At 34.4% G+C, this 23,394-nt stretch carries 27 protein-coding genes and 2 pseudogenes; 22 read left to right on the top strand and 7 right to left on the bottom strand.

Features of this window, described 5'->3' with window-relative positions:
• Positions 1 to 4: 4 nt before the first annotated feature.
• Positions 5 to 1,351, bottom strand: a complete 1,347-nt coding sequence (locus tag DN392_RS11980) for a short-chain fatty acid transporter (RefSeq protein ID WP_088321394.1) — start codon at positions 1,349 to 1,351, stop codon at positions 5 to 7.
• Positions 1,352 to 1,614: 263 nt separating this feature from the next.
• On the opposite strand from DN392_RS11980, the gene DN392_RS11975 reads away from it, so the two are divergent.
• Positions 1,615 to 2,286, top strand: a complete 672-nt coding sequence (locus tag DN392_RS11975; RefSeq protein WP_088321393.1) for a hypothetical protein — start codon at positions 1,615 to 1,617, stop codon at positions 2,284 to 2,286.
• A gap of 43 nt (positions 2,287 to 2,329) precedes the next feature.
• Positions 2,330 to 2,764 carry a hypothetical protein gene (locus DN392_RS11970; RefSeq protein ID WP_000242419.1) on the top strand — a complete coding sequence of 145 codons (435 nt, stop codon included), beginning with the start codon at positions 2,330 to 2,332 and terminating at the stop codon, positions 2,762 to 2,764.
• 97 nt (positions 2,765 to 2,861) lie between these two features.
• On the opposite strand, the gene DN392_RS11965 is transcribed toward DN392_RS11970, so the two are convergent.
• Positions 2,862 to 3,407: a transcriptional regulator gene (locus DN392_RS11965; protein WP_000066856.1), complete on the bottom strand. Its 546-nt coding sequence runs from the start codon at positions 3,405 to 3,407 to the stop codon at positions 2,862 to 2,864.
• 123 nt (positions 3,408 to 3,530) lie between these two features.
• On the opposite strand from DN392_RS11965, the gene DN392_RS11960 reads away from it, so the two are divergent.
• The 3 genes from DN392_RS11960 to DN392_RS11950 are packed head-to-tail and all read left to right on the top strand — an operon-like array spanning position 3,531 to position 5,457.
• The gene (locus DN392_RS11960) at positions 3,531 to 3,770 is read left to right on the top strand and encodes a PLD nuclease N-terminal domain-containing protein (RefSeq protein WP_048566000.1); all 240 of its coding nucleotides are present in this window, start codon (positions 3,531 to 3,533) and stop codon (positions 3,768 to 3,770) included.
• Complete coding sequence (locus tag DN392_RS11955) at positions 3,767 to 4,672, top strand: ABC transporter ATP-binding protein (protein ID WP_000764129.1); 906 nt, start codon at positions 3,767 to 3,769, stop codon at positions 4,670 to 4,672. The genes DN392_RS11960 and DN392_RS11955 overlap by 4 nt, the downstream gene beginning before the upstream one ends.
• Positions 4,669 to 5,457: an ABC transporter permease subunit gene (locus tag DN392_RS11950; RefSeq protein ID WP_048566001.1), complete on the top strand. Its 789-nt coding sequence runs from the start codon at positions 4,669 to 4,671 to the stop codon at positions 5,455 to 5,457. Before DN392_RS11955 ends, DN392_RS11950 begins: the two co-directional genes overlap by 4 nt.
• 54 nt (positions 5,458 to 5,511) lie before the next feature.
• Here the strand turns inward: DN392_RS11950 and DN392_RS11945 are convergent, their stop codons facing one another.
• The 3 genes from DN392_RS11945 to DN392_RS11935 all read right to left on the bottom strand — a co-directional run bounded on the left by DN392_RS11945 (position 5,512) and on the right by DN392_RS11935 (position 8,504).
• A complete protein-coding gene (locus DN392_RS11945; protein ID WP_048566002.1) occupies positions 5,512 to 6,771 on the bottom strand; it encodes a serine hydrolase domain-containing protein in 1,260 nt (419 codons plus the stop codon).
• A gap of 101 nt (positions 6,772 to 6,872) precedes the next feature.
• Positions 6,873 to 8,072, bottom strand: coding sequence for an MFS transporter (locus DN392_RS11940; RefSeq protein ID WP_048566003.1), 1,200 nt, complete (start codon positions 8,070 to 8,072; stop codon positions 6,873 to 6,875).
• 15 nt (positions 8,073 to 8,087) lie between these two features.
• A complete protein-coding gene (locus DN392_RS11935; RefSeq protein WP_048566004.1) occupies positions 8,088 to 8,504 on the bottom strand; it encodes a MarR family winged helix-turn-helix transcriptional regulator in 417 nt (138 codons plus the stop codon).
• Positions 8,505 to 8,678: 174 nt separating this feature from the next.
• Here DN392_RS11935 and phaZ point away from each other — a divergent pair, with 174 nt between their 5' ends.
• The 4 genes from phaZ to DN392_RS11915 all read left to right on the top strand — a co-directional run bounded on the left by phaZ (position 8,679) and on the right by DN392_RS11915 (position 11,384).
• Entirely contained in the window at positions 8,679 to 9,590 is a 912-nt protein-coding gene (gene phaZ, locus DN392_RS11930; protein WP_116891144.1) for an intracellular short-chain-length polyhydroxyalkanoate depolymerase, read from the top strand.
• A gap of 66 nt (positions 9,591 to 9,656) precedes the next feature.
• Entirely contained in the window at positions 9,657 to 9,890 is a 234-nt protein-coding gene (locus DN392_RS11925) for a hypothetical protein (RefSeq protein ID WP_000546484.1), read from the top strand.
• A 113-nt stretch (positions 9,891 to 10,003) separates the two neighbouring features.
• Positions 10,004 to 11,200 (top strand): MFS transporter, encoded by a 1,197-nt coding sequence (locus tag DN392_RS11920; RefSeq protein ID WP_088321392.1) that lies wholly within the window; start codon positions 10,004 to 10,006, stop codon positions 11,198 to 11,200.
• Positions 11,184 to 11,384, top strand: a complete 201-nt coding sequence (locus DN392_RS11915; protein WP_000166305.1) for an NETI motif-containing protein — start codon at positions 11,184 to 11,186, stop codon at positions 11,382 to 11,384. Before DN392_RS11920 ends, DN392_RS11915 begins: the two co-directional genes overlap by 17 nt.
• Positions 11,385 to 11,482: 98 nt before the next feature.
• Here the strand turns inward: DN392_RS11915 and DN392_RS11910 are convergent, their stop codons facing one another.
• On the bottom strand, positions 11,483 to 11,893 hold the full coding sequence (locus DN392_RS11910; RefSeq protein WP_048566007.1) for a DUF4279 domain-containing protein: 411 nt from the start codon (positions 11,891 to 11,893) through the stop codon (positions 11,483 to 11,485).
• A 366-nt stretch (positions 11,894 to 12,259) separates the two neighbouring features.
• Between DN392_RS11910 and DN392_RS11905 the strand changes: the two genes are divergently transcribed.
• Positions 12,260 to 12,709, top strand: a complete 450-nt coding sequence (locus tag DN392_RS11905) for a VOC family protein (RefSeq protein ID WP_048566008.1) — start codon at positions 12,260 to 12,262, stop codon at positions 12,707 to 12,709.
• A 142-nt stretch (positions 12,710 to 12,851) separates the two neighbouring features.
• On the opposite strand, the pseudogene DN392_RS11900 reads toward DN392_RS11905, so the two are convergent.
• Positions 12,852 to 13,924: pseudogene (locus DN392_RS11900) on the bottom strand (S-layer homology domain-containing protein).
• 330 nt (positions 13,925 to 14,254) lie between these two features.
• On the opposite strand from DN392_RS11900, the gene DN392_RS11895 reads away from it, so the two are divergent.
• The 12 genes and pseudogenes from DN392_RS11895 to DN392_RS11835 all read left to right on the top strand — a co-directional run bounded on the left by DN392_RS11895 (position 14,255) and on the right by DN392_RS11835 (position 23,393).
• Entirely contained in the window at positions 14,255 to 14,677 is a 423-nt protein-coding gene (locus DN392_RS11895; protein ID WP_048566009.1) for a hypothetical protein, read from the top strand.
• Positions 14,678 to 14,703: 26 nt separating this feature from the next.
• Positions 14,704 to 15,009, top strand: coding sequence for a WXG100 family type VII secretion target (locus tag DN392_RS11890; protein WP_016087084.1), 306 nt, complete (start codon positions 14,704 to 14,706; stop codon positions 15,007 to 15,009).
• A 22-nt stretch (positions 15,010 to 15,031) separates the two neighbouring features.
• Positions 15,032 to 15,751, top strand: coding sequence for a DUF5081 family protein (locus tag DN392_RS11885; protein ID WP_048566010.1), 720 nt, complete (start codon positions 15,032 to 15,034; stop codon positions 15,749 to 15,751).
• Positions 15,751 to 16,077, top strand: a complete 327-nt coding sequence (locus tag DN392_RS11880) for a hypothetical protein (RefSeq protein ID WP_001198201.1) — start codon at positions 15,751 to 15,753, stop codon at positions 16,075 to 16,077. The genes DN392_RS11885 and DN392_RS11880 overlap by 1 nt, the downstream gene beginning before the upstream one ends.
• A gap of 32 nt (positions 16,078 to 16,109) precedes the next feature.
• Positions 16,110 to 17,873, top strand: coding sequence for a hypothetical protein (locus tag DN392_RS11875; RefSeq protein ID WP_064057445.1), 1,764 nt, complete (start codon positions 16,110 to 16,112; stop codon positions 17,871 to 17,873).
• 13 nt (positions 17,874 to 17,886) lie between these two features.
• Positions 17,887 to 18,399: an Imm6 family immunity protein gene (locus tag DN392_RS11870; RefSeq protein WP_048566011.1), complete on the top strand. Its 513-nt coding sequence runs from the start codon at positions 17,887 to 17,889 to the stop codon at positions 18,397 to 18,399.
• A 31-nt stretch (positions 18,400 to 18,430) separates the two neighbouring features.
• Positions 18,431 to 18,595: pseudogene (locus DN392_RS11865) on the top strand (SMI1/KNR4 family protein); the annotation flags it as partial.
• 603 nt (positions 18,596 to 19,198) lie between these two features.
• Positions 19,199 to 19,921, top strand: a complete 723-nt coding sequence (locus tag DN392_RS11855; protein ID WP_064057446.1) for a recombinase family protein — start codon at positions 19,199 to 19,201, stop codon at positions 19,919 to 19,921.
• A gap of 156 nt (positions 19,922 to 20,077) precedes the next feature.
• The gene (locus DN392_RS11850; RefSeq protein WP_048566014.1) at positions 20,078 to 21,313 is read left to right on the top strand and encodes an IS110 family RNA-guided transposase; all 1,236 of its coding nucleotides are present in this window, start codon (positions 20,078 to 20,080) and stop codon (positions 21,311 to 21,313) included.
• A gap of 93 nt (positions 21,314 to 21,406) precedes the next feature.
• A complete protein-coding gene (locus tag DN392_RS30765) occupies positions 21,407 to 21,919 on the top strand; it encodes a hypothetical protein (RefSeq protein ID WP_016118296.1) in 513 nt (170 codons plus the stop codon).
• Between the two features lie 15 nt (positions 21,920 to 21,934).
• The gene (locus tag DN392_RS11840; RefSeq protein WP_000526867.1) at positions 21,935 to 22,444 is read left to right on the top strand and encodes an Imm6 family immunity protein; all 510 of its coding nucleotides are present in this window, start codon (positions 21,935 to 21,937) and stop codon (positions 22,442 to 22,444) included.
• A gap of 235 nt (positions 22,445 to 22,679) precedes the next feature.
• Entirely contained in the window at positions 22,680 to 23,393 is a 714-nt protein-coding gene (locus DN392_RS11835) for a deaminase domain-containing protein (protein ID WP_239661017.1), read from the top strand.
• The last annotated feature ends 1 nt before the right edge of the window (position 23,394 follow it).

The raw sequence follows: 23,394 nt of genomic DNA, 5'->3' as shown, positions 1-23,394 counted from the left end.
TCGTTTAAATAAATAAGAAGCATAGACTAATGATGAATCCTGCATATAGTAAGTTAACAACGCAAAATCCCATAATATCACGGGCACCTAAACCAGCTATCGCTAATGCTGGTAATGCCCAGAATGGTTGAATTAAATTCGTCCAAGCATCGCCCCACGCAATTGCCATTGCTGTTTTTGCAGCAGGGACACCAAGTTCAGCACCAGCTGGAATCATAATGGGTGCTTGCACAGCCCATTGACCGCCGCCAGACGGAACGAAAATATTAACGATGCCAGCACTTAAAAAAGTAAAGAGCGGGAAAGTCGTTTCGTTTGAAATGCTAATAAAGAAATTCGAAATAGCTCCTCCAAGTGAAAGTCCTTCACTATTTGCTCCAATCATCATTCCCATAATTCCTGCGTAAAACGGAAATTGAAGTAAAATACCAGAAGCACTTTTCGTAGAGTCCGAAAAAGCGCGAATATATTGAATCGGAGTACGGTGGAAAATAAGTCCAGCAATTAATAACATAAAAATCACGATATCGAGAGTAAGGTTAAAGCCTTTCGTATAAAAGTAATTGAAAATATAAATGAGACCTAACAATCCAACACAAAGTGTAATAATGATGCTATTTTCCATTTTTTCAGCGAACGTATTGTTCTCTACTTCTTGAGTGGCAGCTTCTTCATGAAATACGCTAGGATCTACTGTTATCGTATGTTTTTCATCTGGATGCATCGCTTTATTAATGAGAGGCATCGTAACGAGAAAAATAATAACTGGAACGAGTGCGTATGGTGAAAATAATGTTTCTGTTATTGGAATCGCTTCTTTTATACTTCCCGCTGTCGTTTTAATTAACGTTTCGCCGCCAGTTGCTAACGTAAGAGGAATAGAAGCAGAAAGCCCCGCATGCCAAATGAGAAATCCAGAGTAAGAAGAAGCAATTGCTAGTCTATAATCTAATCCTTCAAGCTGCCTGGCCACTTCTTTTGCATATAAAACAGATACAACAATACCAAATCCCCAGTTTATGTATGCTCCTAGTAAACTTACGATTGAAATGGCAATAATACCTTGTCCATTCGTTTTCGGTAGTCTTGCAGCTTTCGTTAATCCTTTTTTAATAAGAGGAGCATTTGCTAAAGCAGATCCTGTTACGAGTACAAGTGCCATTTGCATAGAAAAGGCGAGTAGTCCCCAAATGCCATTACCCCAGTGATTAATCATTTCCACAGGTGTTTGGTGCGTTGCAAACATGCCGAAGAAGATAACAAAAACAGTTAATAAACATGATAAAATAAACGGTTCTGGCAAGAAACGTTGCACTAAGGCGACGCAACCATTAGTAAAAGAACGAAACAAAATAGATCAACCTCCTTATGTATGTTTATTACAATTATTCGAGGTTGATTTGGGAATAACCTTCAATATACTGAAAATTCTGATATTTATACAGGTAGAAAAAATAAGAGCAAGATTATTGCGAATTTCTAATATAGTATATAAATGTCTAGCATTTACACCAAAAAATACAAAGGGAATTCAAAATAACTATTGATTTGAAATAACATAGGTTGTAAAATAGCGGTGAATATTCTTAATTTTGGAAAAAGAATGGTGTTGTAATGAACAAAACGAAATTGTTTATTGGATCTTCTTTAATGATTGCTATGTTAAGCACATCAGCTTTTCCAGCTTCCGCGGATTCCCTAGTTACAAATGATATTACACAACAACAAAAACCAATTAATTTATTATCAAACGAGGAAATTCCTGGAGTTAAAATTATTGATATTACTAGAGAACAATATGTTAAAAACGTAGCAAAGAATGAAAATATCTCATATAAAGAAGCTGATAAACTTGTTTCTGCTAGAACTGTTCAAAGTTTAAGTAAAATAAATCCTACTGCAGCAGCTAGTAGTAATGTTATTTGGAGACAAGCTTCTTGGACACAAACTTATTCTGGAAATTCTATTTTTAAAGCTGATTTAGAAGGTAGTATTGAAATTTATTCTTCTGGATCTTTTAGACAAATTAATAGCGCTACTGTTGGTTCTTCTCTTTCTGCGGGTAAATATTCTGCTACATGGGCACAAAGTAATTCTTGGAAGACAACGGCATATCCAACGATTAGTGTGACATTGGGAGTAACGGGTAAATTTTTTACAACAGTTAGTAATTCAGGTGGAGTAAGTGGTGGGATTGCAGGATTTTCAGTTAGTAGTACTAGTACTACTAGTGTTACGTACGTTTCAAATGGTATGACAATTCAAAGAGAATATAGTGTTTACTAATAGGTGGTAATAAATCGATGAAAAAAAATGTGGAATAATCATATTGGTTTTGTTTTTTATTTTGAGTGCTTGTTCTAGTGAAAATAATAATACTTTTAAACAAGCAGATATTGAAAAGGGAATAGTGTATGAATTACTTTCTAAAAATACAAATACGAACACTGAAATATCTTATAAAATAAAAATGACGAATAATACCGATTATGTTATTGCGCAAAATAATGTTATGTTTTCATTTCCTAAATCCCCAACAAAATCTGGTCAAACAACTAATCCATTTAAAGTGTTAGCTAAAGGTAATAAATTAAATGTTAAACCTGGGGATAGTGTTGTTTTGGAAGTATCATTTTCTCCTGATTTTTATTCTGAATTTAAGAATACAGAAGTGACTAAAGCGAATTTGTATATAACGGGTTATATCGATAAATTAGCTGATGAAAATCATTTTGATTTTATTAAAAGTATTAATTTAGATTGAAAAAGTGAGCTATTTAACATGTTAGTGTTAAATAGCTCACTTTTATTTAGAAGAATGCACTAAGTTAAGTTAGACAGGCAAAATGGGGGTATGTAGTTTACGTTTCTGGAATAATTGTAATAGCGATGGTCTGAATTGAAGCCTCAATTTCGTCGTTTTTACTTTGGCTATTGTAGTATTTAATCATTAATTCGTTAAGTTCATTTTGAAACTTTCCAAAGTGTTCTTCATCTAGCTTTAATTCTACTACAGAAAAAGTAGCCTTATCTTCTTGACTGTTTTGTTCCTCTAATTTCTTAAGGTAACTTTGATATTGTGTCATAAGTGATAGCTGGTAGTAGGAAATGTAGTTTAACTTTTGATCATCAGATAAGCCTTTCCATTCACTTCCTTCAATTTTTGCATCTTCTTCATTGATTGCGTAATATTTTTCAGAAACAGATTTTACCTTTTTTTCTTTAATTACATGGACGATACCAGAATCAACCATAGTTTGTAACTGTCTATATAGTGTTGCTTGTGGTACATTTTTAATGATTTTTACCATTTCTAATGGTGTTAGCCCATCTTCCTTATTTCTCATTAACACTTGGCAAATTTTCATTCTTACAGGATGCATTAAAATTTCAACTTTATTACTCATTATATCACCTTATGTATTGTTTTTTTATTCTCATTATAAATAATGAGAATAATGATTGCAATCCATCCGTTTTTATTTTATCATTATCAATAATGATAATGAGATTTGAAAGGAGTGATGACAATGAAAATACATTATGGATTGAATGATCTTAAAGACATTGATATTATGGCTTTTCTACCCATTATATTACCAGTTATTGCAGTCGGAGCACTTTTAGTTTCCATTGCGTTAATTGATTTATACCGACATAGAAATACAAGAAAAAATGTGCTTATATGGACGCTAATTATTATCTTTGTTAACGTATTGGGACCTATTCTGTACTTTGTTATAGGGAGAAAGGACGGTGAGAAATTATGAAATTAGAGATTAGAAATGTAACAAAATCATTTAAAGGAAAAATTGCTGTCAATACTTTCTCGATGGAACTGCAATCGGGGGAATGTGTAGGGTTAATCGGACCAAATGGAGCAGGGAAATCTACATTAATAAAAGTGATTTCAGATATTATTAATCCAGATGTTGGTGAAGTGTTATTGAATGGGATAAAAATATCAAAAATGAAAAGGGAAATTGGCTACTTACCGCAATACCCTAATTTTTTTCATTGGATGACAGCGCGAGAAACCCTTATGTTTATGGGGCAACTTTCAGGGATGAAAAAAGAAGCATTGTCAAAGTCGATACCAAAAATTTTGGAGAAAGTTGGATTAAGTGGAGAAGAAGGTTCAAAGGTGAGTACCTTTTCTGGGGGAATGAAACAAAGACTTGGTATTGCACAAGCATTATTACATAAGCCTTCGCTTATTGTCATGGATGAACCAGTATCTGCATTAGATCCAATAGGTAGAAGGGAAGTATTAAATCTGATTGAAGAAATAAAAAAAGATACGACCATTTTATTATCAACCCATATATTAAGTGATGCAGAAGAAATTTGTGAACGATTTGTCATGATTAAAGATGGAACAAAGATAGAAGATACAACAATTACTGAGCTTTTACACCGCAATAATGAAAATAAATTAATCATTGAAATTACAGCTAAAGATCGAGAGTGGATTGACGTTGTAAAAAATTTACCGTATGTGAAGGATGTAGAAGTGATAGGACTTAAAGTCAAAGTGAAGGTTGAGAGTATCGAAATAAATAAAATTATGTTACTGCAAAATGCACTCGAACATAAAGTGGACATTGTTAAATTTGAAATGAGCAACGATACTTTAGAAGAAATTTTCTTGAAATTGGTGGTGCAAAAATGAATAACTCAATGATATTGATAAAAAAAGAATGTGTTCAAATGTTACGTGATTTTAAGATCATTTGGCTACCAATTGTTTTTATATTTTTAGGGGCAACACAGCCAATAGTAACGCATTACTTACCATCCATTTTAGGAGCATTAGGTGGAGGGCAGGGGATTACCATCGATCCGAGTATGACATCACAAAAAGGAGGCGAAGTACTAGCGGGTACTTTGGGGTCTCAGTTTGATCAGCTCGGACTTATGATTCTAGTAATCTCTATGATGGGTGCCATTCAAACAGATAAAGCTAACGGTATGTTAGCTTTTATTTTAACAAGACCTGTTACGGTTACTTCATATATAGCGGGGAAAATAGTATCAAATTATGTAATAGTAGCGCTTAGTGTAATGATTGGATACTTTACCTCTTATCTATATACAAACTATCTTTTTACTGTTGTTCCGTTTTCGTACATGATTACTGGATTACTATTTTATTTAATTTGGGTTCTTTTTATCGTATCTTTCACAACTATGATAAGTGCTATTTTTCACAGTCAAGGTATTATTGCGCTAATTTCAATTGCTTTTCTTTTAGCTTGTAGAATAATCGTCGGTTTGAATCCAATAATAGATCAGGTTAATCCAGCCAGTATGAGTAAACATGCAATGGAAACGTTGGTCACAGGGGAAGTGAATGCAACCGCAATGATCAATGTACTACTAACGATTATTTGGATTTTATTGACACTCTTCGTAACGTATTATTGGATTGCTAATAAAAAGTTTAATGATGAATAACTTTGATGAGGGTAGTGGCTTCAAATAAAACACCCCAACAAGAAAAAGCTTCCACTACTGTGGAAGCTTCTCTATATGATGTGCAATATCAATATACATATTTGAGTAGACTGAATGTATTTCATTACTTGGCGTAGCGTTAGAAGAGAAGTGGACAATGACCATATTTGCTTTCGGATCGATGTAAAGTGTTTGTCCGTAACTGCCTAACACTTCGAAAGCACCTTGTTCATTGTGCGGAATCCACCATTGATTATGATAAGAAATGGAAGCTCCAGGGCCAACTGCAAGTTCACCTTCTTGGACATTTTTTATATCTTCAGTAATAGAAGAAGGGAGAATTTGTTTTCCATTATATTCCCCGTTGTTTAATAGTAATTGCCCGAATCTAGCCATATCTCTAGCAGTTGCATTTAAACCAGCGCTTGCTTGTTCTACTTTCGTTTCATCTGTAACGTAATACGCGTTTTCTTCCATACCAATTTGAGACCAAATTCGTTCACTAACATTTTCCGCTAATGATTTACCTGTGATCTTTCGAATCACCCAAGCGAGCGTTTCAGCTGATCCGTTATCGTAAGAAAAATCGGAACCAGGCGGTGCAGTTTCTTCTGCTTCTCGTAACATATCATAAATTTTCATCGGACCGTCGTAGTTTTTACCGCGTGGTAAAATATTGCTAGCTAAATATAGTTGTGCATCTTGATTTTCTAACGCTGGATGTTCATATCCATGAGTAGGGTATTCTACAGAAACTTGCATATCCATTAATTGCTGAAGTGTGGCATTACCGAACGGTGTATTTTTTAATTCTTTTATATATGCGTCAGCTGTTTTTTCTAAGTCAATACGGTTTTCTTCAGCGAGAGATTGTATAATTGCTCCGGTAAAGACCTTTGCTAATGACGCCATGCCATGAGGTTCACTCTCGTTATATCCATTGAAATATCGTTCATAAACAAGTTGTCCATTATGTACAACGACAAAAGCATCCGTTTTGTTATCGTCTAAAAGTTTTTTTAGAGGAGTTGTATTTCCAAATCTACGCTCCACAGCAAAATCGTCTAAGTTTTGCGATGTGGTAGAGAAGTGGGAAACGTGATCCGGGTTATTATTTACCTCGTTAATTAAAGTGAATTCTTTCATATGTGTGTACGACCAACGTAAGTAAGGATCATCTAACCAATTTTTCTTCGTCACGTTATTTTTCGATGGGATTGTTTTATTATGTTTGAAGTATGTAAAACCGAGCCCTGTAATTACAAATATGAATGTGATTATGAGTAAGAGTAGGGGAGATTTTTTAAGTTTCATATCGGTCCCTCCTTTTTTATTTCTATTATAAGTATACGCTTCTATTAAAAGAAATACAAAATAAGGAAAGTAAACGGGGAAGTTTACTTTCCTTATTCATGTTAAGCGGAAACTTTTTCATCTGTATGCTGTTTCTTGAATTTTTGTTTTCGTCCGTGTAATCCATAATATAGAAGTAAAGTGAAGGCAACGATAATAGCTGCGATAAAATACATATTATGGTAACTGGATTTCGCTGCGACGATACCTAAAATGAAAGAACCAAAGCCAATACCACTATCAAAGAATGAGAAGTAAGTAGCTGTCGCAGAACCACGTCGGTGGTTTGGAGCGGCAGAAATTGCAATCGTTTGGAAGCTAGGAATTAATGTCCCGTAGCCTAAACCGATTAGCATACCTGCGCCAAGGAACCAAAATGAAGTTTGTGCTTGGCTTAAAATAAACATCCCAATTGTGAAAATAATGATAGCAGGGTAAACAAGTACATTTTCACCGAAGCGATCAAAAATCTTTCCTGTAAATGGACGAGAAATTACAACAACGAGTGCGTATACAATAAAGAAGTAACTAGCAACTTCTCCTAAACCGATCTCTTTCGCATAAATAGGAATAAAGGATAAAATGCCACTATAAGAAAAGGCTAAAACAAATCCTGTTAGAGCAATCGGAATAGAGGATGGTTCAATTAAGTCCTTCCATTTCATTTTTTCTCGTTTTTGTTTGTTCACTGGTGCTTCATGCGGAATATTTACAAGTAGTCCTAATAAAAATGCAAGCAATGAAAATACGGAACAAACGATAAATAGTACAGTAAATGAAAAATGAGAAATAATTGTTAAACCTAAAAAAGGACCAATTACCATCGGCAGACTCATGAATACGCCGAAATAGGCAAGTGCTTCGCCTCGTCTATGAGCAGGCGCAACATCTGTGACAATCGTACCAGTTGCTGTCGTTGCCATACCGAACCCAATACCATGTAAGAAGCGAAGGGCAAGTAATAAAAATAAACTTTGCGCACCGAAATACATAACAGTAGCAGCTAAAAATAATGAAAGTGAAATAAATAATATTTTCTTTCTTCCTAAATCATCGAGCCATTTACCTGTAAATGGTCTACATAAAACAGATGAAATAAGAAAAACAGTTGCAACTAAACCAATTTCCTCAGGTTTTCCTTTTAGGCCGTCTATTACATAGACAGGCAGAGTAGTCATAAGCATGTAAAATGTTAAGAAGAGAAATAGACTACTAAAACAAGTTCCGAGGAAATCCTTCGTCCAAAGTTTCTCACTTTGCATCGTCATCCCTCCAATTTAATCTAAATTTTTAATGATTTTTTGTAACACTTCAAATGCTTGATGTAAATCATCTTCGTTAATACTTTCTAGTGTTTTTTCTTCGAAAGTATCAACTTCTTCTTGCCATACCGGAATCATTTTTATCGCTGTTTCCGATAAAGAAATAAGCTTCTCACGGCGATCTTTTCCTTCTGTACGAATAATCCATCCCATCGTTTCCATACGTGTTAACGTACGAGTCATCGTTGGTGATTCAACATTTAAATACTGGCATAACTCTGTTTGTGTACAAGAACCAGTTTGATTGATGCGGAAAATAACAGCCCATTGCGCACTAAATAACCCAGTGGGAGATACGCGTTCATTAAATTTCTTCGTAAACTTGCGAGAAGTCTGGCTGACAATGTGAAAAAAATGTTGTTTTTCGTCCATGTATTTTGATCCTTTCAAATTAGTTACCTAGCTAACTATATACTTTTTCATTATAATTGTCTAGTAATAGACATGTTGATTTATGTAAAAATTTCGTATAGGTTTTATGTTGCGAACGTATATTCTGTATGCTATTCTTTAAGTAAGTAAAGAATTTTCTTTCTATTAAAAAGAATGGGGGAACTTGTGATGATTAAGCCTGCAACAATGGAGTTTGTTTCACTATCGAACGGAGAAACGATTGCGTATCAGGAAGTTGGAAGGCAAAATACAGAAATTCTTGTACTCATTCACGGGAACATGACGTCGTCACAACATTGGGATTTAGTAATTGAAAAGCTGCAAGACCGATACCATATTTACGCTCTTGATTTAAGAGGATTTGGCCAATCAACATATAATCAATCGATAGATTCATTACAAGACTTTGCAATAGATGTAAAACTATTTATCGATCAATTAAAACTAGAAAAATTTTCATTAATGGGCTGGTCAATGGGCGGGGGTGTTGCGATGCAATTTACAGCAAATCATCCAACGTTTGTCGAAAAGTTAATTTTAGTAGAATCAGTGGGCATGAAGGGATATCCAATTTTTAAAAAAGATATAAACGGGCAGCCAATCGTATCAAGTTTAGTAAAGACGAAGGAAGAAATCGCGCAAGATCCCGTACAAATTGCACCGGTGCTAGACGCGATAAAAAATATGAATAAATTATATTACCGAACAGTATGGAATCTATTAATATATACACATAATCAACCGGAACCGGATCGTTATGAAAAGTATTTAGATGATATGTTAACGCAACGTAATTTCGTGGATGTAAATTATGCGCTCATTACATTTAATATTTCGGATGAATATAACGGGGTTGTAGAGGGAAATAAGCAAATTCATCATATTAAAGCTCCAACACTCGTCATACAAGGTGACAGAGATTACGTCGTACCGCAAGTAGTCGGTGAGGAATTAGCAAAACATTTACTGAATGCAGAGTTGAAGATATTAGAAGATTGCGGACACTCACCGTTTATAGACTGCTTAGATGTATTTATAAAACATGTAGAGGACTGGTTAGAATAGAAATAATCCCCGAAATGAGAGGTATTGCATATACTATAACATTGTAGGTAAAAGGGGAGATTATCCATGCATCATCCGTTCTTAATTGCGCATTCGCCATATAATCATCACTTATATACAAAAATAATGATAGCTCCGATGTATATGCAAGTTTCACCAGCTGTAGTTCCTTTACAAATGCAATACCCGCAGCCACCAATTGCTCATGCACAGCAATACGTGTATGAAACTGCTTTTTATAAACATCCGTATTTCAAGCAATTCCATAACAATGTGAAAGCTCAAGTATGGGAAGGATAAGAAGCTAAAAGGTTCATTCTTTTAGCTTCTTTTTTATTCATAATATTCGTACACGCATTTGGAGAAACAGTTTATAATGAAAAGTGGAAAGCGTGAGAAGGAGAGGGAAAAGGATGTCGATGCGTTTTACTTTTTGGATTATGGTTGGAATTGTAGCAATCTCGGGTTTATCACAAGGGATGCTTTTACCTGCCATTGCAATGATTTTTGAACAAGAAGGGGTTAGTTCAAGTATTAACGGTATTCATGCGACGGCATTATACATTGGGATATTAGTTATTTCACCGTTTCTTGAAAAACCGATGCAAAAGTTTGGAATGAAGCCAATTATCGTTATTGGTGGGTTTCTCGTTATTATTTCATTATTCTTTTTTACACAAACTTTTTCATTTTGGGTATGGTTTATTCTTAGATTTCTAGTTGGAGTCGGAGATCATATGCTTCATGTCGGAACACAAACATGGATTACGACAACATCAGACCCGAGTAAAATAGGGAGACAAGTATCGATATACGGTGTATTCTTCGGAATTGGTTTTGCTGTTGGCCCGTATTTAGCAAGCACTGTGCAGTACGGTCTTGCAACACCATTTATTATATCTACTATACTTTGCTTAATAGGTTGGCTATTATTACTTCCAACGAAAAATGCATTCCCGGCGCAAGATGAAAGAGAAGTGGAGAGTGAATCATCAATTTCTCGTTATAAACAAGTTGTTGGATTAGGTTGGGTTGCATTACTAGGACCACTTGCATATGGCGTACTGGAAGCAATGTTAAATAGTAACTTGCCAGTATACGGGCTTCGTAAAGGATGGTCTGTTTCAGATGTATCCTTCTTATTACCAGCGTTTGCAGTTGGGGGCATTATTACACAAATTCCACTCGGTATATTAAGTGATAAATATGGAAGAGATCGTATTTTAACGTGGACGTTCAGCGTAAGTACAGGTATTTTCCTACTTGCAGCAGTATTTGATCAATATTACTGGATCGTCTTTGCCTGTATGCTGTTAGCGGGTATGGTCATTGGATCGTGCTTCTCATTAGGTCTTGGATTTATGACAGATTTATTACCGAGGCACTTACTACCAGCAGGTAATATATTATCTGGAATCGCCTTTAGTTTAGGAAGTATTATGGGACCTGTATTAGGAGGCGTATTTATAGAAAAAATACAGTATACAAGCTTTTTTATTGCGGTTATGATTATAATGGGAATTCTCGCAATGGTATATATGGTCTACATGAAGAATCAATTCGCATCAAGAAAAATAGAAAGTAGGTTAGGGCATGACAAAACAACCTAATAAAAAGAAATTTGAAGTACTCGAAAACGAAACAATTACAGACTGCTTAGCACGTATGGAACAAGAAGGCTACGCACCGTCTCGTCGTATGGAAGAACCAATCTTTCATGAAGTGAAGAAAAACGGAAAAACAGAAGTTGAACCGTGCGGTAGAAAGATTGTCTTTGAGGGGAAATTGAAGTAATAAGTTATATAAAAAATTACTTTCAGGTACAAATAAGATAAAACAAATAGTTACATGAAAAAACGCTGTTGATGCCAATATCAATAGCGTTTTTGTTTTTAGGAAATATATAGATCAAAATGAATTTCTGCTTGAATGAAACTAGCAAAATCAATAATCTCTTTTTGTAAATACATTGCAGGTGATTCGTTATTCTCCACTTGAATTACTACCATAAAAAGAAACTGTAAACCATACTTCTTCTTGAGATGTTTTAATTGCTCTGTTTTTCCTTCAAGAGATTGTAGAATAACATGTAACTGATTATTTATATCGTATGATTCTTGATAGCCAGTGCTTAAAGTCCAATCCGTCTCTTTTCTATATAGGGTTTTGGTGGATACAAGATTCGGATTATCACGTCTTGCAACAACATCATCTTTTTTATAAGTTCTTGTAGGCTCGATACGTAGGGCATTGGTAATTGCTTCAACAGGAAATACATCACCCGTTGCACTAAAATAAGCCATAACTTTGGTTTTATCCAGAATGGTTCCTCCTCTTATTAGTAAGATGTTAATCTTATTACATTATAAAAATTTATGAATGTAAATAGAATTTTTACCCTGCTATTTGTGGGCAGTAAAGCTTCTAATGGGAGGAAAGAAGGTGAGAGTCAATTTTCCATAAAAGCATGATTAGTGTGGGGGAATAAAACCTCACTAGTTTCATTGTATTGAACTCCAGCGTTGGGGTATTCGTTAAAGCTGGATACCTATACATTTGAAGGAAAGAACAATGATACAAAAGTAGGATGCTTAAAAATATAAATATTTGTATGATAAAAACAAAACATATTTTAAAAAATCAGAATGTAGGGGAAGGAGAAATATATAATGATACAAAGCATATATGAAACTCATTTACATGTAAGAAATTTAGAAAAGGCGATAGATTTCTATCAAAATAAGTTAGGTTTAGCATTAGCAAAAAGACTATCGAAAAGACGAGTTGCATTCTTTTGGGTAGGAGAAAGTAAAGAGCAAATGCTCGGGTTATGGGAAATGCATATGAATGAAGAGTTTGAGACGAAACACTTCGCCTTTCGTGTAGATTTAGAGTTTTTAAATGCTTCAAAATTATGGTTAGAGAAACGTGGAATAGAGGTAGTAGGGAGTCAGGGAAAAGGAAACCAAGAGCCGATTGTCCAAAGGTGGATGCCAGCTGCAAGCGTATATTTTCTAGATTGTGATGGAAATAAATTAGAGTTTATTTCTATGCTAGATGATGATCCAGATGAACTAGAATACGCAACGTATTTAAGTGAATGGAATGCGGAGCACTAAGAAAAATAAAGTGAAACTTTAATCAGTAGTAGTTTTACAGCTTTGTATTATAATAGATAGGAACAAAATAAAACCCCTCAAGGAAAGGCACGTTCTTGAAGGATTTTTTATGCTTTATATATTTTATATTGTCTGTAACGTATTAATGATGTTCATTTTTAGATATTTCAGCGCGTTGAATATAACCATCAGAGAAGCTGGAATAAAGAGAATAGCTTCCTCGATTATATATAAAGCCTTCACTAGTCATATCCGCTCCGATTCCATCTGGTTCACCATTTAATTCATTGATAGTGATATCCATTTTTACCTATATATATCTAGCGTCCGAAGGGTACATGTCAATATTATAATCGCCGTATACCGCTGTATTAGGTGCATCACATTCTGTACATGGTGCTTGCTTCCAAACATCAGGCGCTCCATATTCTTTTTTCACCTCAGATATATCTTTACCTAGTGCATCTAATTTAATGGACCAAACGTCCCATTCTGTAAAGCTGTTGTTAACATTTGTTTCAGTTCTTCTTTTGAATTGATGTTGAAATTATAATCTCTGTTTTTTGCTATTGCATTATAGAAAAATTGTGCATACTGCTCACGCTTCACAATCATGTTTCCATTAAAATTACCCGCATCGTCACCTTGTGCTATACGGTTACTACGCAGTGTATTTACAGCTTCATAAGCCCACTGACCTTTTGGTACGGCTTTAAATTTCTCTTGTCCTTTAAATTCTAAATGAAATGCTCTTTGTAATATTACTGCCATCTCATATCGAGTTAATACATCATCTGGACGAAATGTACCTGTTCCATCACCTGTCATAATTCCAGCTTTCGCAATGGCTTTAATATCTTTTTCAAACATATGATTTGTAATATCACTAAACATATTTCCTTGTTTATCGTCTGCTATTAAACCTAAATGTCGATTGACTAAAGAAGCTACCTGTCCTCTAGTAATGTTGTCTCCAAAACCAAATTTCTCATTTCCATATCCCTTATAAATCCCTGCTGCCGCTAAGTAATCAATAGCATCTTTTGACCAGTGGTCCTTTGGTACATCTGTAAATACAGTGTTCGCATTGCCAGCTACTTTATAGTTATTCGTAGTTGTTTGTGCGTTTGCTGTGCCTACTATCGTTGTAGTTACTAGAGCTGCGGTGATTACGAATCCGAAAAAAATTTTAGCTTTGCTTGTTTGCTTTCCCATTTGAGAAAGCCTCCCCAGTTTAATTTAACTTTATTATATGTATACATCGTAATTATAACATTTAAATGATGATTATTTGTCATTGATTTCCTTAATGTGGATAAAATTCCAACGATCTATATAAAACTATAATTTTTAGATAATAAATATTCATTGCTATTTAATTGAAGAAAAATGCGAAAGCTTTTTATAAAATATGGAAATGTTAAAACCCCTTTGATAAAATAGCAATATGCAAAAATAATTATTTATAAATTCTCAATGTAATGAATATTCATGTTTAAATATACGAATTTAACTACGTAGTTATTGTGCTAAAGGGGGAGAAATATGTTAGATGAATTGTACAATGCCTTTTTAAATGCGTCTGGTTTTACAGAAAGTGCGAGGAAACGAGATCGATATGATGATTTACATGATTATTTAAAAGATCAAGAAAGAGAGTTGAAGCAATTTATTCAAGAGGCTGAATCAGCGAAGAGAGATTATGAGAGTAAAAGTAATGGCTTAGAAGCTAATAAAATTCCGGCAGTTGAATTTGAACAAAAACGTCATGAAAAGGATGAAGAATTAAATACATTAGTATCCTATTTTACAAGTGCATTAAGCGATGTTGGATCTGCAAAAAGTACAGCTTATGCAAAGTATTTGGAATATAAAGCAAAAGCAGAAGCGGAGAAAGCGTCAGCATACGCTGCAGCGACCAAGGCTTTTGAAGAAAAGAAAAAGGAAATTGAAAAACTTATCCATTAAGTATAGAAAGAATGGAGGGAATCCACATGAGTGGCAAAGAGGTTGAAATTATAGGAAGTAACACAGCAAGTGCCATTTCTTACGCGCAAAATATTGAAAATGGTATGAAGGATTCTTTAAATCAAGCGAAAAACTTAAAAGCATACGTTACATGTGCGAACTGGAATGGAAAAACGAGAGATGCCTTTTTAAGTTATCTAGATTTAATTATTCAATATAATTCAGAAATGGTAGAGGCATTTGAAGGACATACGAAAGCTTTGAAAGAGTTAGAGAAAAGTATTCAAACGTACGGCGATATATCGGAAGTAAGGGCGATAAAACAATTGTGATGGAGAAATGAGGGATAAAAGAATGGGGAAAGAAATGAACTTTGCACCTGCTGAATTATATGTTCTCGCAGGTGCAGCTGGGGTTACCGATATATTTGGATTGCCAAACCGTGACGCAATTATTTTACTTGATGAAGAATGTGTCACGAAAGCAACTACGAGTTTAAAAGAAAAGGGCTTACTTACAAGTGAAAATGGAATTACCCCTGCAGCTTTTCAAATAATTGAGCTATTAAAGGAATATGAAAATTGTCATGAATACACGAGAATGAATAATGTATTAATTGGCTTTTTAAAAGAGGATAAAGACCGAGTGGCTGTATTAACAGAAATAGAACCAAATAAAAAATACGAGATCGACTACATACCAAAGCCAGACGTATATTTTTCCTTATTAACACGCATCCCTTTCTTGTTGAGAGAACCGAGGGACATAGAAGATACATTTTTCTCAAAGAGAATGACAGAAGAAGAACAACAAACATTTGAGGAAAAAGATTTATCAAATAAAGATGTTATAGCGATAGAAACGTATACGAGGCCTCGGAGTAATAGAGGAGGAAAATGGGAATGTTTTTTATATTTCACTGAAGGAGAAGATTTCGTTCAAATAGATGTAGAATGTAATCGATATGACTGGGTGAGTCTCTATGCGGTAAATAAGAAATTGTATGACGTGTTAAAAATGCCGTATAAAAAATTAATTGACCCGAGACAATTCTCGTTAGGAGGTATTGAATAATGCAAGTATCAATGGGAGATAGTGGTTCTGGTGGTGGAGAAGAAGTATTAGTTAATTTTCAAGAACTACTTGATATAGTAATGAAGTTAGAAAATATATATAAAATCCATGTAGACGTCATTGGAACGAATATTGAGAGTTTATTAAGCTGTGATTTTTATCAAAAAGGTGAAGCGATGAGAGTAATTGAAAAATATCCTGATATATTACACAAAACACTTGAATTGGCTGAACACTATTCGAGGTCGGCGACAGTTGTAGGGAATGTATGCGTGGAAATGCTTGAAAAGGACGAACAATTACGTGAAATATTAAGTAAGTTGTAGAAATCACCATACGGCTGGGGGATGAAAACGAAATGGATGTGAAATATAGACCTGAACCATGGCAAAACATGGGGGATGGTATGAATCGAATTACAAAAGATGCACTCATAAAATTACAGCGCGCAAATGAATTATTGAAAAAAATTGATGGAAGAATACGAGATTTAGACACGGATGGTAGTATACATTTTAACCCAAAAGATCAATCGCAAAAAATAGGGGAATTACTCGAGAGCTATTCGACATTACAAAAATATTGCGGAGAAGCAGGGCGATTGGTCTCTGAACATATAGATAAACCTTTTTTAGTAGAAATGGATAAATTCGCTCAAAAAATGAGAGATACATCTATTCTCAGTTTTGAAACAAATAACAGAATTGGCTCTACAACAACGACAGTATTACCAGGTGCGCATGCAGGCTACGGAAGTGTACCACAAACAATACAGAAGAAGAAAGATAAAATAACAGTAGAAGATATTTTTAAAGATTCACCCGCATTTGATAACGTACTGAGAGAGGAATACAAAGAACTAAAAAAACAAAATCCAGATGCAAAACTAAATTATGAAGAATACAAGAAAGTAGTCCCATCCACACGAGGATTCGAATACAAATCGATAGAAGATGAACAGAAAAAACTAGAAATGGTGCGAGACATAGGAATAGGCGTAGGAATCATCATCACAACAATCCTTTGCCCACCACTTGGGACTGCTGCCGCAGTTGTATATGGCGCTGTACAAATAAAAAGTGGTATTGACGGAGAAGACTGGGGAACACACAGGAAATTGAGCCAAGAAGAACGGACAGGAAACTTCATTTTTGGCGGATTAGATGCAATCCCAGTTGTAGGGCTATTAGGAAAAGGAGTAAAAGCATTCAAAGGCACGAGTGAATTAGCAGATTTAGCGAAATTATTAAAATTCAAAGAAGGAATGCCTGGTTTTAATCCAAATTTGGGTGGAAATGTGGTACAATCATTGCGTGATAATAAAGCTATTATGCTTGACCGTTTGAAACTAACGAGCCTTAAAATGGAGAAATCCGGAAATGAAAAGATGTATCAACTTGGCGAAAAAATAGCCAAAAGCATAGATGATAGGACAGCCAAATCGGCAAGTTTTGAAGTTGACGGAAATGGCTTACTAATATCTAAACAAGGTGGTACAGATTTCCAAAGCTGGGTGAATAAGCATCATACAGAAAGTAATAAGATTATAGATGATAAGATTAAGGGTGTAGAGGCTTCTCTTGCTAGTAAGGGTACGGGTCAAGTTAGTAAGATTGATATTGGTAAAACTGATATAGATGCACTAAGGAAAAAATGGAATGTTCCAGAAACTGAAACAGTGGCAGTTGGAAAAACTGATGTAAAAGGATTAGAAGATTTAAATTTTGAAGGAGGATCGCCGAAAGTACGAAAAGAAGCTGGATTACCTGATTTAGATGAAGTAATGCCTGACAGGAATATTAAAGCCCCAGGGACTAACCCATTGTTTACTAGGCATGCAGAGGAAGGGGTTCTGAATGAATTTGATTCAGCAGTAATAAAAGCAGGTATAAAACCAGAAGATGTAACAGGAACATTAAAACTTCATCAATCGAACCCTTCAGGTGTATGTAGAAAGTGTTATCAAGGATTAGCGAACGATAAAGTTCCGCCTGGTGTGTTAAAGCAATTAAGTTTAAAATATCCTAATCTAAAAATCGAAGTAACATCGGAAATCGATGAAAGCATTAAAGTAACTGGTAGGCTTAATCTAATGATTAAAAATGGAAAGTATATTGATTAGTTGGAGGTTAATTATGGCTAATACTAACTTTAGTAGTTTAACAGAAGATGGTAAAGTAATATTTTTTCTTGGACTTTCAGAAAAAGTTTTGTCGGTATTTTCTCAAAAGGAAGATCAAATTTTAGCCCAGGAAGTTATATATAAATGTTGGGGATGGCTAAAAGGTAAAGAAAATATAGGGGATATTCTTTATCAATTATTAGATAATGAGGAAAATGGTATAACAATAATTCAAGAGATGTCAGATAATGAAACAGATGTCATAGCTTGGAACTGTGTCATTGATGCAGTTGCTTATACTAGTAGAAAAGCATTTGAAAGAGAAGGTGTCAAATATTATCCAGAACCAATTGCTTTAGTTGATGATACATTAGTAGACCATTTTATGGATTGTTTCGCAAAATGTATAGAGGATTCAGATAGTTATATTCAGAGAATAAATTTTTTATTGGATGATTATAAGAATGGGAATATTGCGAGTGATTTGCGGACAGAAGTTTTAAGGGAATTACAAATACAAAATTAACTATTACTCTATTATTTTATGAACTTTTTTGGATAACCCTGTTGTGGTATTTTGGGAACATGAAAATGCTGGTGAAAAAGAAATGTTGATGCGAGAAGAAGGATTAACAGAAGAACAAGTGGAAGAACGTGCAAGAGAGAATGTATTTTACATTGCAGATACATTTACTGATTTTTTAAGTGAATTACACGATTAAAAAATATAATGATGAATGAAAAATAAAGTTTATGTGAAGTGGATAGAAAAAATAATAAGTTGTTTGAAAATAGATACTCCATGATGGTTGTACCATCATAGAGTATTATGTGCAATGATAGAATAGAAAACGAAGTACGAGCTTAGGCGAGATGACATTTTACTGGGTGATGAATATAAACACATGGAATGGACAAAAAACTAGCGAACTCGTAGAAACTCGTAAGTTTTAACGTAGTAGTTGTCATGATATACAAAAGGTGTCATACTGTTACTACAAAACTTACAAATTTATGCTACTTAAAAACATATGAACTTAAAGCACTTGATTGTCAATTAAAGGCAACAAGTGCTTTTTTGTGTTTTAGCGTAGAAATAAGTTGGTACACGTATGATTTTATAAATATATTAAGTGTTAAATTTAATAGACTGTAATGGCTTTGTACAGTGTATGACGATAGTAGAGGGAAAACTAAAGGGTTGTATTATGTTTTGAAGTCATCGTAAAGTACGTTTTAACGGATGGACGTTATGAACACGTTATCTGCAAAAAACGGGTAAACGTTACAGGGACTAAAATTACTGTAACGGGAGGGGATTTATGATGGGAAAGAAAGTAGTTGGTTACATACGAGTTTCAACGGAAGGACAAGTACGTGATGGGTATAGTTTAGCGTATCAAGTAGAAGAGATTGAACGTTACTGTAACGAAAATAATTTAGAACTACTTCGTGTGTATGAAGATAGAGGATTAAGCGGAGCGACTGTTGATGAAGAGGGATTAACAGTTGAACGTGATGGACTACAAGAGCTATTGTCCGATATGGCGAAAGTATTGATACAACGAGAACTAAAGAAACATGAAGTAGATGTGAAGGCAATTGAACAATCAAGCTATAGTATTTACACACATGATCCAAATGACTTTTTGGTGAATGGCATGTTAGAACTATTAGACCAATATCAAAGACTTGAAATTGCATTAAAGTTAAGCAGAGGTAGAAAAAAGAAGGCTGAACGAGGTGGGTATGCAGGTGGCGGTGTACTGTTTGGTTACAAGGCCAAAAAAGGACAAAAGGTGTTAGAAGTAGATGCTGGGAAAGCAGTGGTTGTACGTAGACTATTTGAGTTAAGATACATTTTTAAAAATTGGTCATTTACCCAATTGGCAGAACAATTGAATGTAGAAGGCTACTGCACAGCGAAGGGTAAACAATTTACGAAAGTACAAGTGAAACGCATGTTAGATAGAGAGAATTTTTATCGTGGCATGTATAAATACGGGAAAATACAAACAAAAGGACAACATGCAGCAATTATTTTATAAACTCACTTAAAAAATTAGCTCATTTTACTATACATACTACTAAAGAGATGAAAAATGGATAGGCTTGCGTACCTATGCGCATCGGAAGATGAACGCTCGAACTAAGGTTGCCGACATTTTTATATATGACTAAATCATTGAATAGAGGGATGAGTTATGCATAATAGACAGAACTATTTGTATGTAGGAGTAGATTTACATAAGGAGCATCATACGGCTGTTATGATTAATTGTTGGCAAGAAAAATTAGGAGAAATACAATTTGATAATAAACCATCTGCATTTTCGAAGTTTTTATTAGAAGTAGAGACATATGTGAGGGATGGTTTATCAGTTGTATTTGGTTTAGAAGATGTTGGCGGTTATGGAAGAGCATTAGCGAAATATTTAGTAGATCACGAACAGGTAGTAAAAGAAGTAAATCCAGCTTTATCATTTTTAGAACGAAAAAGCCAAGTGATGATACACAAAAATGATAGTTGGGATGCGGAATGTGTGGCACGCATATTGATAAACAAATTTAATCAATTACCAGATGCAAAGCCAAACGATTTATTATGGTCAATACAACAACTGGTTTCAAGAAGGAATGCATTAGTAAAAGCACAAAGTGCATTAAAGAACCAATTACATATTCAATTAAACCATCATTATCCAAGTTATAAAAAGTTTTTCTCAGAATTAGATGGGAAAACAGCATTAGCGTTTTGGCAGCAATATCCGTCACCCTCTTGTTTAGAGGGGGCGAATATAAAGCAATTAACAGCTTTTTTATTAGATGTTAGCAACAATACATGTTCAGTAAAGAAAGCAAGCGACATATTAAAACTTGTAAAAGAAGATGGACATACAATGAAGGAATATCAAGACACACGAGACTTTTTAGTAAGAAGTATTGTACGGGAGATTGAGTTTAAAAAGAAAGAAATGAAATACATCGAAAAAGAATTAAAACAGCTAGTAAATCTACTAGATTATCAATTAGAGACGATGCCGGGAATAGAACTTGTGACGGCATCAGCATTAATTGCAGAAATTGGGGATGTAAGGCGATTTCCAAATGCCAACAAATTAGCACGATTCGCGGGGATTGCGCCTGTTTACTTTGGTTCTGGTGGGAAAGGTAAGACATACAAAAGCAAACAAGGAAACAGGGCGCTACACGCTTTATTTTATAATTTAGCAGTACAGCAAGTGCAAGTAGCAAAAGGCAGTAAGATGCCACGAAATCCAGTGTTTCATGCGTACTATCAAAAGAAGCTTAAAGAAGGAAAAACAAAAGGACAAGCATTGGTATGTATTATGAGAAGGCTTGTAAACATTGTATATGGCATGTTGAAATATAAAACGGCATATGAATTGCCGATAGTACAAGAGAAAGAAGTAGTTTAATAAGGTTTTATATGGTTTGTTTTTTTATTGTGAGGGTTTAAGATTACAACATAGGGTACGGGTAATAGTAAAATCCAATTAGGTAAAGAAGATTTGGATGCTTTACGGAAAAAGTGGAATGTTCCAGAGACTAATACAATAGCAGTTGGTAAAACAGATGTAAAAGGCCTTAGGGATTTGGCTTTTGAAGGAGGGTCTCCAGAAGTTAGAAAAGAAGCTGGACTGCCTTCATTGGATACAATCTTACCAAATAGGGAGATTAGGGCTCCATATGACCATTTAAAAAATCCTAAGTTAGCACAGTTTACAAGACATGCTGAAGAAGGAGTTTTAAATGAGTTTGATTATGCTATAAAAAAAGCAGGAATCGAACCAACGGAAGTAACGGGTACACTTAGAATTCATCAATCTAACCCAAGAGGTGTATGTAATAAGTGTAGCAAAGGATTACTGAAACCACATCCTATTGAAAAGAGTGGTATATTTTATCAAGCTAGCAAAAAATATCCTAACTTAACAATAGAAGTAACATCGGAGATTGATGGCAGTGTTAAAACTAATGGATTGTTATCTTTTGTTTTAAAAGATGGAAAGATCATTGAATAATTTAAGGAGGAAATCATGGGTAATATATTAATCGAGAATTTACAAAAAGAAGTTAAAGTAGGCTTTGTTTTAGCAGTTGCTGAAAGAGTATTTTCTATAATCAGCAAGGATGATGAAAGATATCCGGATGGAAGGGAAGCCTTGGACAAATGTTGGTTATGGATTGAATCTCATGCTGTTACTGGGGATGAATTATATGAGCTTATTGATAACGCAGACTTTACAGGAATTTCAGAATTTGCAGAGGAAGAAGAAGATTTGAATATTGCTAGGATCTGGTCACTATTAGTTGATGCTGTCGCTTATACTTCTTGGGAAGCCTATAAAAATGAAAAAGTAAAATATTTACCACAGTCATTAGAAAGTATTACTACCGATAGTATTACAATTTTCTTAAATAGTGCAGTGGAAACCAGCTTTATTACTGTAGAGGAAATCAAAGAAATGGAAACAGTTATTAATAATTACTCGAGTACAAATACTGAAATTCCAACAAAAAGAGAAGATTTTATAAATATATTTTAAGTAAGTAATAAATTTGGGGATTTTTTATAATATTTAGCTCTTGGTTTGTTTATAAAGAATAATTAAGCTAGTTTGCATATATTAGACATATAGAGCATTGCTATTTGTAATAAATTGATATAGGTTTCTTAATATTTTTTTGTTAAACTGCACTTAAAGTTTAAAAAAACACTTGATTGTGAAGTGAACCCAAAAAGTTAGACAAATATTATAAGCATCTAGTGAGGAATGAATCTTGTATTGTGTAGGATTCATTCCTTTTAATTTTGTCTTAGCAAGTGTCAAGGTTCCTGTTTACAGAACAAATGATAACGGAACTCTCGAACGTGTTGGAACTAACGTAGAAGGCTGGGTACATGGGCACTGCATTGATAGTAATCAGAAGATACAAGATGAGATTGATAGTGTTAGAGCTTCGCTTGCGGAGATACGGGGAAGTGGTGGTACTAAGGGTACGGGTAAAGTCTATCCTACAAGGGAAATTGATACAGCAACTGAAGCACATATAATTGATAGAGTGAAAGAGCTAAGAGGGAAATTAACTAGTGGATATAAAAAGTCCGGGAACTTTGCTTTGGCAGAAGTAGATGTTAAAGGTATTGATAAATCAGAGTTTTTTGCTCAAAGTAGCATAAATGAACTAAATGGTGTGTTAGAGGAAAGGATAGCGGATATTTCATTAAAGCCTAATAATCCAACTTTTAAAGCTTCAAAAGCAGCAGATAAGAATGGAATTGAGTACCCAAGAGATTCTGATACTGAGTATAAAATTCTAAATGATATAGCTAACAGACTTGGAAATAATACTGAGGCAAAAGGTAAAATAAAGTTATTTACAGAATTAGATACTTGCTATAGTTGTAGTAGGGTAATAGCAGAATTTGCTCAAAAATATAAAAATATAGAACTAGAGGTTATCCCTAATAACGGAAACAGATTAAAACCATAGT

This window comes from Bacillus sp. BB51/4 (genome assembly GCF_008368845.1).
GTDB lineage: Bacteria > Bacillota > Bacilli > Bacillales > Bacillaceae_G > Bacillus_A > Bacillus_A wiedmannii.
The sequence above is the reverse complement of the archived record's forward strand: the minus strand, read 5'-3'. Positions and strand labels throughout refer to the sequence as shown.